This is a genomic window from Pontibacter diazotrophicus (genome assembly GCF_003367245.1).
GTDB classification, from domain to species: Bacteria; Bacteroidota; Bacteroidia; order Cytophagales; family Hymenobacteraceae; genus Pontibacter; species Pontibacter diazotrophicus.
On the sequence record NZ_QRGR01000033.1, the window covers coordinates 28,798 to 42,621 of the forward strand.

Consider the following 13,824-nt stretch of genomic DNA (forward strand, 5'->3'; position numbering starts at 1 on the left):
GAAATTATAAGGCTTTTATCGAACTGAAAAAGCCGCTCCATTTAACATGGAGCGGCTTTTTTGCTGTAGTAGCCCGTAGGGGAATCGAACCCCTGTTACCAGAATGAAAATCTGGCGTCCTAACCCCTAGACGAACGGGCCTTGTTGCTGTATTGCGATGCAAATATAGGAGGCTGTTTTTTAATTACAAGGGCTCCAGGGGAAAAAATATCTCTTATTAGCTGAAAATGCTGATATACAGAGCTAAAATATTAAAACGGCACTGTTTCATCTTCTTTTATCAACCTGCAAGGTTGCCTACTTCTCAAAAGAAATTACGCTATACAGCTCAGGCTCTAAAAAAGGCCCTCCGGGGTGACTGCCCGTATAGTCAAAGTTAATCCAGAGATTGCCACCTGTTTCGTGAAAGTGTATTTTACCGCCGGCTACCTCATCCGGAAACAGCGTGCGGATGGCATAGCTTATTTTATCTAAATCGTCTACAGTGCCAATCTTAACTTCTGTATACATGTGGCTCGGTGATATCACCACGCGGGCTTCGCCGCCAATCGACATGACAGAAGATGCCATCAGAATGGCGTAGTCATCGCAGTCGCCAGCCAGCAGGCCCATACTTTCTACCGGCGGAGAATAATAATCCATACCAAGCGGATCGTTCACATACTTCCAGTTCAGGCGAATATGCTTGAAGAGCGAGAAGTAGCGGGTCATTTTACCAAACTTCTGGTAGTACTCATCGTGGAAGTACCTGGTAGAGTTTTCTACGGCAAAGGCCCGAACCCTCGGGTCATTCGGTTGCATAGCGCTTTTAACCCGCTGGTTCTGGAAATACGTGCCGCGCACCGGTTTAAAGTAGGACACCTTGTGGGGGTTGCTCGTCATGTTCACCAGCAGGGCGTTGTAGTCGTCGTACAGTCCCTCAAAAGTTTGGTTTTTGAAGGTGCTGTTAAAGCCAAACAGTCCTAAGATACTCACAAACAAGAGTAAAGTCAGTTTGGGGCTGTACCGGGTGACAACTACCGAAATAAAAGCAGAGAAAAGAAGGCACAACAGGAAGTGCAACTCGTAATCCATGGAGTTATAAGGCGGAACATAAAAGCTAAACAACACCGCCATCGGGAATACGATGATGATCTGGATGAACCGCATGGTGAGGTTCATTAGGCGTAAAGAATGTAGAAACTGCAACATATGTTTCTAATTTAAGGGTTTAGGCGGTATGGACAACTACATCCTGCACAAGCAGTGGAAAAGCATCCTCATTCGCTATAAATTATAACGCAAAAAACATTCCTCGTTTTACGCAGCAGCCACTTTTTTTTTTTTATATAAGTGGGTGGTGTCTATATAAATCAAAGGTTTTAAGACAGAAAAAATTCCCTAATTAGGAGCAAAATTTTATAGCTGATTTAACCGCACTTTTAGAGCATGTTTAAATTTCGTTTTTGCAGCGCAAAGTATGAATTCTAAACATGCTCTTAGCTGAATAAATGCTGGTGCCGCATTCTGAAATAAGGTTTGCTGCATCATCCTTCTCAAGTTAATTTTAAAGCAGCTATACCATATCCTTTGCTGAAATATAATCGATGAGAAAAAAGCACTGCAGTCTATTTTCTCTTATTTTTCTCATCTCTTAAAGGAGCCACTTCTCTGAAAACACGAAAAGGCTGAGTAGGTTTAGAATGATTTTTTCTGTTCTAAAAGCATGTTCACATCGCTCTCATGAGAGCTTGTTTTAATATAGCGAAACAAGAAGAAATTAGCAAGCTTATTACCGCTGTTATCCAATAGGCAGAGGTCTGCTTCTGTGCCTTTGTCTACCATGGGTCAATCTTTTGAACCGGCAGGAAATGCTAACACCTTATGTTATAGGAAACAGAGCAGGCGCTGTGCACTGGCTGACAATAAAATGGCTTTAACCTGCTGCGCCACCTGCTTTGATTTACAGGTGGCGCAGCAGGTTAAAGCAGGTAAAGTAATGGTGGCGTAAATGGTGCAGCCGATCAGGGCGCTTATGTATTTGCATTTTGTTTACAGCACACCGTCAATTTCACTTACTGATACTGAATGTACAGTGGCTTCGGATCTAAAGAGAGCAATTCCTCCGGTGTCATCAGGCGCCCCGGTGGTTTTTTGAGGTCGTTTTTGTAAAAGATTTTAAATCCGGTAAACTGCACAGGCTCTTTTTGAATGTAGGCGCGATATGTATCTTTCTTAAGCACAGGACCACCCCAGCCATCCATGTGCATGACTACTTGCACTTCCGGCCTTAAGGTAATATTCTCTGTGTTGGTCACCATGCCCTGTGTAAAACGGTGTACCACAAGTATCTTCGGCGGCAGGTTGTGCTCTTTCGCTAAGTCTGCCAAATACTTTGTCGCGTAGTTAATGTCTTCGGCATCATACGTGCCGACGCGGCGGCCAGGTACTCCTCCTCTTTTCATAGAGAACTCCGGGTCTATACCCAGGTGTACGTGGGGCAATTTCAGGTATTTCTCCAGGGCTGGTATTTCCTCCTGCAAGGTGCTCTGGCCTACCTGTATATCCAGGAAGACAATGGCATCACGCTGCTTGGCTATCTCCAGTACGTCGTCAATCATCTTGTCTGCCATACGGAGCCTGTATTTTCCACCTGCGCTGGGGTGCCCCTGCGCTGTTACCACGATGGCGTGCAGGGCCGGCTGCACTGGTGTCTCCGGATCGGCTTCGTTCCATTTGGCCACCTCTTCATCGAGCTTTTGCAGCATTTGTTCCGGGGGCAACTCGCCCAATATGCCCATGCGCTTCGATAGCAGGTTACCGTAATAAGCAATAATGCGTTTTTGAGGCAGTATAGCTCCTGCTAAAGGCCTGGGGCCCGGGTAATCATAGGCAGCGGTGTCTGGTATTGGTGTTTCCTCTACAGGGGCTGGAATAGCAGCCAGGGTGTCCTGTGGCTGTGCGCTGCTATCTGCCGGCACGGCAGGAGCAGTGGTATTGGAATCTGCCTGTGCAGTGGCAATAACGGCTGAGCTTGTGTCGCGGTCCTGAGTGCAGGCGCTTGTCAGCATCAAGCCGCAAAGTAGCGCAGCTGCTCTGGAGGTATACTTTTTAAAATGAAAACGGGTGCTTATCCCGTTGGTAGTTGTAACTGGAAATATGTGTAGAAGGGAATTCTCACAAAACAATCGGCGCAGATTCATTTAAAATTAAAATAGGTGTATAAGGTAGTGCTGAATATAGCAGTTTTACGGTTAGCCTGCTACAAATCGCTCATTTACTTAGTGAAAAAATCAGGAGTGGGTGTAGTGCCGTTTCAGCCACTGGCTCAATCCGGAGAGTCCGGGGAACAGCACCCGTTCTGTAATGTTGGCCTGGTCCAGTTTGTCACGTACTTCCCATTTGAGTTTAGCAGGTATTATCACCCTGAAGTATAGGTCCGGGTGTTGCTTGAGCCACTGACTCAGTCCTGCCTTCACATCCGACATCATCGAGAAAAGGGCATACTGGTGTACTATTCGGGCATCAAGGGAAGGTGGCTCCAGAAAAACGACAAACTCTTCCTCCTTAAAGCTCTTCAGGGCCTTTAGAGAGGGCGCTACCGGTTCCAGTACCTCAGGCGTGAATACGTTTGAGCCCTCTTCTTCCAGCACCCGCTTCAGGGGCACAGGAAGGTACTCGCTTGTTTTAACATAGTTGATACACACCACACAACCGTCATGGTCGTACTTGGACAGATCTTCTGTAGCAAAATGCAAGGCTACATAAGGGGAGTAGGTCCAGTCTAACAGCCGGGTGGGCAGGCCGTGGTGCTGGGCAATGGCCAGCCAGTTCCAGATAGAGTCGCCGGTAGGGTTAGAGTTGTCGTATGCATATTTCCGGAAGTTCCGGAGCAGGTGCGGTTCCAGCTTTTCATACTGGCTGCCAATGCGCATAATACTGGTACTCAGGTCAAAGCTCTTGTTCCAGGTTCCGCGGTAAACGTAAGAGGACCGGAACCGGTTGATGTTCTCGTCCCAGGTATGGTCAAATAGAATCTGTTGCAACTCTATCCAACTTTCCACTACAATGTCTTTTCCCAGTTCCATCTCTGTGCCTTATCTTGAAAGTAATAAGAAAAATATGCTATGCGATTACATACTTCTCTACGTGCTATATGTTACACCTGCTTTGCCAGTAATGGGGTTGGGTAAGTAAAGGATAAATTTAAGTTATCGCTTTAAATAATTGTTTATTAATGCTTTAAACAAGGTTAAACGAGAGTATATAATATTGCGTTATTGTACTATTTATATTATTTATTATACGTGTTATAACAAGGTGTCTTAATATTACGTGATCTTTATATAGAAAACTGATAGGTAAGGGTCCCGTAATTTCTGTTATGTTTCATATATAAATACTATACACTATGTTTTACCATGATAACAAACTACAGTACACGGTAAAAGTGGACAAACCTAATCCCGCTTTTGCCAATATGTTACAACAAGCTATCGGAGGTATCGAAGGAGAGATAAGAGTCTGTATGCAGTACCTGTTCCAGGCCTGGGGCTTCAGAGGTGATGTGAAGTACCGCGACATGCTGATGGAAACAGGTACCGAAGAAATAGCACACATCGAGATGCTGGCTACCGCAGTTGCCCTGAACCTGGAGGGAGCACCACAGTCTCTGCAGGAAGAGATGGCCAAGGATAAAATAGTCGGGGCTATAATGGGTGGTATGAACCCGCGCCACGTATTGTCTGCTGGTATGAGTGCCATGCCTGTAGATTCGAACGGTGTTCCATTCAATGGTTCCTGGGTGGTAGGTAGCGGAAACATTGCCGCTGATATGTATGCCAACGTAATGGCCGAGTCCACAGGAAGGCTGCTGGCTACCCGCTTATGGGAGGCTACAGATGATAAAGGCATGAAAGACATGCTTTCTTTCCTGATTGCCCGCGACACGATGCACCAGAACCAGTGGCTGGCAGTGCTTGAAGAGCTCGGCGGACTGGAAGGTGTGCACCCGATTCCAAACAGCTTCCCGCAGGCAATGGAAAACCAGGATGCGAACTATACTTTCATGTCAACCCGATTGGATTGCAAGCCTGAAACTGACGGACGTTGGACACAAGGTAAATCTATGGATGGCAAGGGCATGTTTAAATATGAGCTCGGAAGGCCGCAAGGCCAGGAGCCGGAACTGGCAGCGCCAGCTCCAAAAGGACATGCTCAGAAAGAGCAGATGATGGGATCAGGAGCCAAAGGTTTATTGAAAAGAGTGAAGAAGAACCTGTAGGCATTTGTTATAGCCAATCATTTTTATAAAAGCGGAGGGAACAGCAGTTCCTTCCGCTTTTGTTTTTTACGTACCATTCAACTCTTCCAAATGAACACCGGGGCGGCATACTTTGCAATTATCTGTCTGTGGTCCTTTCTGTCCCACTTAAGAGGAATAGGGCTGTTTCATTCAACATATTTCATAGCGCGAGCCTCCAGGCTCGTGATTGATATCACGCGGCCTCTGGCCGATTGGTATTAATTAAAGCGGCCAGAGGCCGTAGAATAGTAGACACGAACGAAGACGCTCGCGCCATAATATATGGCATTGAAACCTTTTGAATGTAAATGAAACGACCTACTCCCTTCAAAGAGGGACTTGATACACATCATACGCTTTGTATATAATCCTCTTATAACCATCAAAACAAACCTAGCTGTTTGCCGCTGCGGGTGCAGAAGTGGCTGTAGTTATAAGGCTTGGTGCTGCGGTGCTGCATATATTTCTGCTTGCTCATCCGGAACAGGTTCGCGATTGCCTCTGCAAACTTGCCTTCGCCGCGCATGCGGGTGCCAAAGCGGCTGTCGCTTAGCTGGCCGCCATGGCAGTCGGCAATCTGGCGCAGCACTTTCTCTGCCTTTTCGGGGAAAGTCTCCCGTATCCAATCCTCGAAAATAGGGCCAACGTTCCCGTTCAGGCGCACAATGGTATAGGCCGCGTTACAGGCACCTGCCGCTGCAGCTTGCTTTATGATTTGCGGGATTTCTGAGTCGTTGAGGCCCGGGATAACGGGGGCTACCATGACGTTAACTGGCAAACCGGCAGCAGTCAGCTGCCGCACCACCTCCAGTCGCTTTGCCGCCGTAGCTGTACGGGGTTCCAGCTTCTGCCGTAGTTTCTCGTCGAGCGTAGTGATGCTGATATTTACGTGTACCAGGTCCAGTTTATTCAATTCCTGCAACAGGTCCAGGTCGCGGAGGATGAGCGCGTTTTTTGTGATGATGCTGACTGGGTGGCGGTACTGCAGCAGCACCTCTAAGATCTGGCGCGTCAGTTTCTTCTTTGCCTCTATCGGTTGATAGCAGTCGGTGTTTCCCGCCAGCATAATAGGCATCACCTGCCAGTTTTTGTTTTCCAGCTGCCTTGCCAGTGTCTCAGCTGCATTCTCCTTTACAACTATCTTCCGCTCAAAGTCGAGGCCTGCGCCATAGCCCCAGTATTGGTGCGTGTTGCGGGCATAGCAGTAGATGCAGCCGTGTTCACAGCCCTGGTAAGGATTCAGGGAATAACTGAGCCCCAGATCCGGGCTCTCTACTTTATTTACAATTTTCTTTGGGTACTCTTTAAAAAATTCGGTGCTGGAGTTAGACAACATCGGCTCATCCAGCCCCTCTACATGCTCCGACACATACTCCTGTTTCAGGTAAGGATTGGCGGGATTGTATTGTGCTCCACGTCCTTTTATAAATTCTTCTGCTTTCATAGTTGTTTTACGTTTTGCTAATATAGTTAGTTTGCTAATGTTATTGGTATATGGCTTCGGTTTTATTTTCTTTCTGATATAGGAATATGCATTCACGAGCCCCTGAACACAGCTTTAGAAACATAAGCCCCGCCACACCGTAATCCTATGCAACAGGCTTCGGTGCCTGCACAAAGCCTATTCTAACTACAGTTAGTGCCAAAAATCAAAAAACTATGAAACAAGAATCCGGAGCTACACTACCCATCTGGGACAAAAACATAAAACTACCTAGCACAGAGCATCTGCACGAAAACATGACTTGCGATGTATGCGTGATAGGAGCGGGTATAACAGGACTCACGACAGCATACCTGCTGGCGAATGAGGGGAAACGTGTTATTGTGGTGGAATCCAAAAGTATTGGCGGGGGTGAAACAAGCCGTACGACTGCCCACCTTTCCAATGCCCTTGATGATCAGTATTACAACCTGATAAGTACATTTGGAGAAGAAGGGGCAAAGCTTGCCTGCCAGAGCCATGCAGCTGCCATTGATAAAATAGAGCAGATAGCGAATGATGTCAGCATCGACTGTGATTTCGCCCGGGTAGACGGGTACCTGGTGGCACACAACAAGGAGCAGGAGAAGTTTGTGCTACAGGAGTTAGAAGCCCTGCAGCAAATGGGTTGGGACGAGGTGGTATTGCGGAAGGAGAGTCCGCTGGATTCACTGACAACGCTTCCCAGCCTTCATTACCCAAACCAGGGCCGTATCCATCCTATGAAGTACCTGGCGGGCCTGGCGGATGCCATCATAGATAAAGGAGGGCAGATATTTACCAATACGCATATTGTTGACTTCAAGAGCGGGCCTGTTACTACTGTGGTGTCAGAAACGGGCCATGCGATATCGGCAAACCATCTGGTGGTGGCTACTAACACACCTGTAAATGATAAGGTGACAATGCACACCAAACTGGTTCCTTACCGCACCTATGCTATAGCGATGAGGGTTCCGAAAGATTCGGTGCCCGATGCGTTGTTCTGGGATATGGACGAACCTTATCACTATGTCCGGTTGCAGCGTAGCGAAGGAGAGGATGTTGATTACGATGTTTTGATTGTTGGCGGCGAAGATCACAAGACAGGACAGGACGACCACCTGATGAAACACTTCAGGGCACTGGAAAGCTGGACACGCCTGAAGTTTCCGATGGTCACTGAAGTAGATTACCTCTGGTCGGGGCAGGTTTTTGAGCCTGTGGATGGGCTAGCCTATATCGGTCGCAATCCCGGCGACTCAAACGTGTACATTGCCACCGGCGACTCCGGGCACGGCACTACCCACGGCACCATTGCGGGCATGCTTATCACGGACCTCATCATGGACCGCCCGAACCCATGGGCAGGGCTGTATGACCCGAGCCGAAGTGGCTTGAAATCTGCCGGTGAATATATGAAGCACAATGTGAATGTGGTGGCGCAGTTTAAAGACTATGTAACGCCCGGAGAGGTAGAAGACCCGATGGAGATAATGCCTGGCACCGGCCGGATCATGCGCGACGGCACTACAAAGGTAGCCATGTACTGCGACCAGGACGGCGTCCGGCACAAATTCTCCGCCGTTTGTACACACATGGGGTGTGTCGTTAATTGGAATGAAGTAGAAAGTTCCTGGGACTGCCCTTGCCACGGCTCCCGCTTCGACCCACTTGGGAAAGTGATTACCGGCCCGGCTACCAAAGATTTAGAAGAGAAAGAGTAAAAGCTTTTAGCGTATAAAAAAGAAGCCTCTGCTGTGTCCAAACAGCAGAGGCTTCTTTTTTATACGTCAGTCAAAGGTGTGTTCATCATATTATTGTTGTTACCAGACACTGATGAGACAACCATAGCACGCCTGTTTCCTGCTCTTTCAGACTTCATAGTCGGAAAGCCAGCTGAAGGGGATTTCCTAATCCCCGTTTTTTGAGCTCCCATAAAGCGGATTATGAAATCCCTTTCAGGTTTAGTTCTGGATTAGGAAATCCAGAACAGCGGTACGCAATTATAATAAGAACTCAACAGTTTCTGCTTACTTGTATGACTCCAATGCTCTCAGACGCTGGGCGATGGTGGCTGCCCACTGGCGCTCCTTTTCTGCGTTCACCCCATGTTTGGAGGCCGTGTCAAAAGCTTCCTGATCAGCTTTCCATTTCGCGAAGGCACGACTAACGGTGGCGTTAAGTTTCTCTTTCAGGTTTGCGCAGTTCAGGTTTTGTAACTCTTTCCGCAACAGCCGGGCGTGTACCTCAGTCAGGTCGAAGTGCAGCTGCTCATGCTCCAGCAGTTGCTGCGACTTCTTGTTCTTCGTCCACGACTCTGTTGGCAGGAACACACAGTTCACCTGGTACGTGAACCCCTGGTTTTTGCAGTTGGCGTTTACGGCTAAGTTTGCAGCTGTTAAAGCATGATGCGGGTTTTTCTCGTCAGGCTGGCCTCTAAAGTCTTCCCAGGATAGGCGGCGGTTCATCGACCAGGTCACCTGATCTACCACAATGTTTTCTACTACAGGTGCAGTGATTTCTCTTTCCTTTGCAGTAGCAGCATCAGGGAAGAGGAGGGGAAGCAGTATTCTTGCCCACAGCGACAGGAATAAGGTAAAGGTGTACATTTTACTCTGGCTAAATTTAGAACATGCTAAACAAAATGGTACGAGCCAGGGTGTAGTTTGCAGGTAAATTAACCTCTCTCTGCTTTAGGTGTGTATCAGGCGGCTGCTTAACGCGCGGAACCGGAACGTGAGCAGCAAAGCTGCGACGGATAAACCCGTCAGCAGTCCCATCCAGATGCCGTTGACCCCGAAGTCTGCTTTAAAGCACAGATAATACCCCACCGGCAAACCAACTCCCCAATACGCTAGCAGCGAGATCAGGCTCGGTACTTTTACGTCTTCCAGACCGCGTAAAGCGCCCAGGCCCACCACCTGTATGCCATCCGAAATCTGGAACAAGGCCGCTATCACAAGCAGGGAGGACGCAATGCGTATGACCTCCGGGTCATCAATGTAAAGCATCGGGATTAACTTATTCCCGAGTATCATCAATAACCCGCTGCAGACCATAAACCCAACGCCCATCACTAAATTGCTGATGCCCGCCATGCGCATAGACCTGTAATTGCCCAATCCTTTCTGGTTGCCTACCCGGATGGTGGCTGCTGCCCCTATGCCACTCGCCATCATGTATGTGACGGATGCTACGTTGATAGCAATCTGGTGAGCAGCCAGTTCTTTGGCACCCAACCAGCCGATCATGACAGCAGAGAAACTAAAGGCCCCCATCTCAAAGATCATTTGCCCAGAAATAGGCAGACCAAGCTTGAAGATGCGGTACATGTGGATGAAAGACAGGTGGCGCAGGCGCAGGAAATGATGGTACACTACAAACCGCTTCCCATACATCACATACCCTGCCATCATCATGGCCATCACCACACGAGAGATTAGAGTTGCCCAGCCAGCACCTACCAGTCCCATTGGCTCGAATCCTAATTTACCAAAAATTAAAATATAATTGAGAATAATATTTAAAGAATTTGCAACAATTGAAATCCACATGGCCTGCTTCGTCAGCGAGAGGCCTTCGGCAAACTGCCGGAAGGCCTGGAACACCATCAGCGGCACCATAGACAGGAAAAGGATGTTTATATAAGGCACTGCCAGCTCCACGACACGGGGCGGCTGGTCGAGCAATGTAATGTAGGGGGAGAGAAAGTAACCGGCGATAAAAAGCAGAATGCCGAGCAACACGTTAGACACCAGCCCGTTTAGCAGCAGCAGCGAAATACGGGTGTAATTCCTTCTGCCATCTGCCGCTGCAATCAGTGGGGTAATGCTGTAAGACACCCCCAGGCCGAAAACAAGTGTAATGGTAAAAATGCTGTTTCCCAATGAGGCCGCGGCCAGCGGTAGGGTGCCGATCTGGCCTACCATCAGGCTATCGAACACGCTCACCATAATATGCCCCAACTGGCTCAGCACCACAGGGTAGGCAAGGGTAAAGTTTCTCGAAAAGTGTTGTTTATAGGTAAAGGAATCCATGCGTTGCGGTAAATCATAAATCGGCCCGCAAAAGTAGCGCTTTTCTCCGGATGCTTCGTGGTTTATTCGGGAGGTTGTAGGATGGGGGAGGAGAGGGAATAATTTACAATAGCAGCTTATTATATAGATATTGCAAGTCAACACCCCCTTCAAAGGGGGGTTTTCTGGTATAGCGTGTGCGGAGGTGTTGATTTGCCATAGTGACGAACAGGCTGTTATTATGAATTTCTTATTGTGATACTGCCAGACTATATCTTGCTGCTTCTGAGCGGCCAGAGGCCGCGCGATAGTAGACACGAGCGAGGACACTCGCGCCATGGAGGGGCATATTAACAGAGACAGCCTTTGCAGAATTTAAACTGCGGAGGCTGTCTCTGTCTTGTTTACAAACTTACTTCATTACGATACCACCGGCCTGGCATAGGCCTGGGCGTCCTCTAGCGTGATTTCGTGGCCGCTCATAATTACGAGGCGTTCTACCACGTTGCGGAGCTCGCGCACGTTGCCGCGCCAGTCGAGTTGCTGCAGGAACTGTACCGCTTCGGGGGTGATGGTTTTGGGCTTGTTGCCATAATCGTTAGCTATGTCGTTGAGAAACTTCTGCACCAGGTCCGGGATGTCCTCGCGGCGGTCGTTTAGCGGCGGCACGTGAATCAGGATAACGCCCAGGCGGTGGTAAAGGTCTTCGCGGAAGTTTTTCGCTTCAATTTCCTCTAAAAGGTTTTTGTTGGTGGCCGCCACTACCCGCACATCCACCTGTATATCTTTGTCGCCACCTACGCGCGTAATGCGGTGCTCCTGCAGGGCGCGCAGTACCTTTGCCTGCGCCGACAGGCTCATGTCGCCTACCTCATCGAGGAAGAGGGTGCCGCCGTTAGCCTGCTCAAACTTACCAATGCGTTGCTTTACCGCTGAGGTGAAAGAGCCTTTCTCGTGGCCAAACAATTCGCTTTCGATGAGCTCGCTGGGTATGGCGGCGCAGTTCACCTCTATCAAAGGGCCGTTGCTGCGGTTGCTGTTCTCGTGTATGGCACGGGCCACAAGCTCCTTACCAGAGCCGTTTGGACCCGTAATCAGCACGCGGGCATCAGTGGGGGCTACCTTTTCGATGGCGCCCTTCACGCGCCCCAGCGCAGCAGAACTGCCTACCATTTCGTAGGTCTTGGAGATTTTCTTTTTCAGGATTTTCGTCTCCGTCACCAGGCTCGATTTGTCCAGGGCGTTGCGTACGCTCACCAGCAGGCGGTTCAGATCCGGTGGCTTCTGCAGAAAATCGTAGGCTCCTTTTTTAGTGGCTTCCACGGCCGTATCTATGGTGCCGTGGGCGGAGATCATGATGAAAGGGGAGTCCGGGGAAATTTCCATTGCTTTCTCCAGCACTTCAATTCCATCCATACCCGGCATTTTGATGTCGCAGAGTACCGCATCGTATTTCGATTTGGAAATAAGTTGCAGTGCTTTTTCGCCATCTTCGGCCTCGTCTACAGTGTAATTTTCAAATTCAAGTATTTCTTTCAGTGTGCTACGGATGGCCCGTTCATCATCTACTATTAATACTTTGGGCATAGTTCTATTAGGTTATCAGGATGAAGACTCTGTTTAAATTCCATACTGCAAGCGCAGGCAATGCATTCAAAACACAGTCTAAGTTTATACATATTTCAACGTCTTATCAAGACAGCGGTTTATTTTTACGCAAAAGCTCCTGTTACGATACCGCTTCAGGAGCCTGTAAAAGCCGTGCCTTTAAACAACGTTATATTCCTGATGTAATTATGCGTGTGCCTTGGCTGGTTCTAACGCTTTCAGTAAAGGTTCTTCCTTCTGGTAAATCAACAGGTACCCGCCTTTACAGCCGTTCAGGGATTCCACGTACTGTATGGCTGTCTCCAGAGAGTCTTTCGCGGTATTGCAAAGGCCATCTATACTTTGGTTGATATAGTTGCAAAACCTGTTTTGCCCCTCATGTGGGACGTGCTTTACAAAACTTTTGGCTTCTTCTTCTGTTATGTCATCAAAGGCCAAAGCACATGCGACACCAATTCCTTTGGATTCGCACAAAGTTTTTGCCCGCTCCACTTCCTTTTGGCTTCTAAAGGACAGCATCATAAATCCTGTTCGAAGATCAATACATTCCATAAAATTTAAGCTTTGTTAGTAAAATCGAATTGGTATAAGGTGGTACTAGTAGCAAGGATAATACTTATAACGCGTTCGTTTAGTTTTAATTAGAAGGGAAATTTAGTTGCGACAGCATCTGTTATAATCAATAATTTCTACTAAAAGTGCTTCATCTCTTAGTATACAGACATTCAGGGAGTGTAAATTTTTTGAGATTTTATTTCTGAATTTCTAAAGCAGGGTACATAAAATTACCATATACAGCGGTCTTAGCAGAATAAATAGATGAGATTCAGTTCTTTGGTAGAGCAAATCGTTTTAAGGGTGTTGTAGTTGGATGCAAGTGACACAGGAAAATGACGGGAGTTGGCTACAGTGAACCGCGCAGCCAGGGCTCGTTCAGCAATATGCAACAGGAAACGAACAACGGGCAACGAACAACAAATAACGAAATTTCGCTATATTGGCTCTGAAAACAAGTATTTCCTATGCAGCACCACATCCTGCGCCCGCGCCAGGCCCTGAACAAGGCTTACTTACAACTCAAGACATCCCGCGCTGAAATTGAGCAGTTCAAATATGGACTGCGCACGCTTCTGGACAGCATTAACCTGCACGAAAGCGAAGAGCACGCCAGGAACCATTTGGCTGATTTTCTACAGTCGGTATTTTATGAACTGTGTCAAAAAGCAAGTGTTTTCGTCTGTTTTTTAGCAGTTACATTCAACTATTTGCACAGTAAACCTCCCCTGAATTTACGATACCAAACACCTGCTTAAGTAGTTTATTAATCACCGCTACCAAAGCCACTTTTTTTGCTTTCCCTGCCGCGACCATCCGCTCATATAGCTCTCGGCAACCTTTATTGTAAACCTTTGCTGCCATGGAACACATGTAGAGCGTGGCTCTTATATTTT

The 13,824-nt window shown here is 47.9% G+C and carries 11 protein-coding genes, 1 tRNA gene and 1 pseudogene; 3 read left to right on the forward strand and 10 right to left on the reverse strand.

Going from position 1 to position 13,824, the window contains the following annotated elements:
- Positions 1–69: 69 nt before the first annotated feature.
- The 4 genes from DXT99_RS22450 to DXT99_RS22465 all read right to left on the reverse strand — a co-directional run bounded on the left by DXT99_RS22450 (position 70) and on the right by DXT99_RS22465 (position 4,067).
- Positions 70–141, reverse strand: a tRNA-Glu gene (locus DXT99_RS22450).
- A gap of 156 nt (positions 142–297) precedes the next feature.
- Positions 298–1,191: a transglutaminase gene (locus tag DXT99_RS22455; protein WP_115567839.1), complete on the reverse strand. Its 894-nt coding sequence runs from the start codon at positions 1,189–1,191 to the stop codon at positions 298–300.
- An 863-nt stretch (positions 1,192–2,054) separates the two neighbouring features.
- Positions 2,055–3,182 (reverse strand): hypothetical protein, encoded by a 1,128-nt coding sequence (locus DXT99_RS22460; RefSeq protein ID WP_147294279.1) that lies wholly within the window; start codon positions 3,180–3,182, stop codon positions 2,055–2,057.
- A 90-nt stretch (positions 3,183–3,272) separates the two neighbouring features.
- Positions 3,273–4,067: an FRG domain-containing protein gene (locus tag DXT99_RS22465; RefSeq protein ID WP_115567841.1), complete on the reverse strand. Its 795-nt coding sequence runs from the start codon at positions 4,065–4,067 to the stop codon at positions 3,273–3,275.
- 323 nt (positions 4,068–4,390) lie between these two features.
- Between DXT99_RS22465 and DXT99_RS22470 the strand changes: the two genes are divergently transcribed.
- On the forward strand, positions 4,391–5,263 hold the full coding sequence (locus DXT99_RS22470) for a manganese catalase family protein (RefSeq protein ID WP_115567842.1): 873 nt from the start codon (positions 4,391–4,393) through the stop codon (positions 5,261–5,263).
- 403 nt (positions 5,264–5,666) lie between these two features.
- Here DXT99_RS22470 and DXT99_RS22475 read toward each other — a convergent pair whose 3' ends face one another.
- Positions 5,667–6,728, reverse strand: coding sequence for a PA0069 family radical SAM protein (locus tag DXT99_RS22475; RefSeq protein WP_115567843.1), 1,062 nt, complete (start codon positions 6,726–6,728; stop codon positions 5,667–5,669).
- A gap of 215 nt (positions 6,729–6,943) precedes the next feature.
- Here DXT99_RS22475 and DXT99_RS22480 point away from each other — a divergent pair, with 215 nt between their 5' ends.
- Entirely contained in the window at positions 6,944–8,473 is a 1,530-nt protein-coding gene (locus DXT99_RS22480) for an FAD-dependent oxidoreductase (RefSeq protein WP_115567844.1), read from the forward strand.
- Positions 8,474–8,779: 306 nt separating this feature from the next.
- Here DXT99_RS22480 and DXT99_RS22485 read toward each other — a convergent pair whose 3' ends face one another.
- The 4 genes from DXT99_RS22485 to DXT99_RS22500 all read right to left on the reverse strand — a co-directional run bounded on the left by DXT99_RS22485 (position 8,780) and on the right by DXT99_RS22500 (position 12,925).
- On the reverse strand, positions 8,780–9,358 hold the full coding sequence (locus tag DXT99_RS22485; protein WP_115567845.1) for a DUF922 domain-containing protein: 579 nt from the start codon (positions 9,356–9,358) through the stop codon (positions 8,780–8,782).
- Between the two features lie 84 nt (positions 9,359–9,442).
- On the reverse strand, positions 9,443–10,786 hold the full coding sequence (locus DXT99_RS22490; protein WP_115567846.1) for an MATE family efflux transporter: 1,344 nt from the start codon (positions 10,784–10,786) through the stop codon (positions 9,443–9,445).
- 399 nt (positions 10,787–11,185) lie between these two features.
- Entirely contained in the window at positions 11,186–12,352 is a 1,167-nt protein-coding gene (locus DXT99_RS22495; RefSeq protein WP_115567847.1) for a sigma-54-dependent transcriptional regulator, read from the reverse strand.
- Between the two features lie 207 nt (positions 12,353–12,559).
- Entirely contained in the window at positions 12,560–12,925 is a 366-nt protein-coding gene (locus DXT99_RS22500) for a hypothetical protein (RefSeq protein WP_147294280.1), read from the reverse strand.
- A 470-nt stretch (positions 12,926–13,395) separates the two neighbouring features.
- Between DXT99_RS22500 and DXT99_RS28100 the strand changes: the two genes are divergently transcribed.
- A complete protein-coding gene (locus DXT99_RS28100) occupies positions 13,396–13,686 on the forward strand; it encodes a DUF7149 domain-containing protein (RefSeq protein ID WP_115567849.1) in 291 nt (96 codons plus the stop codon).
- Here DXT99_RS28100 and DXT99_RS27400 read toward each other — a convergent pair.
- A pseudogene (locus DXT99_RS27400) lies at positions 13,631–13,824 on the reverse strand (IS110-like element ISCaa14 family transposase); the annotation flags it as partial. The gene DXT99_RS28100 and the pseudogene DXT99_RS27400 sit on opposite strands and share 56 nt — an antisense overlap.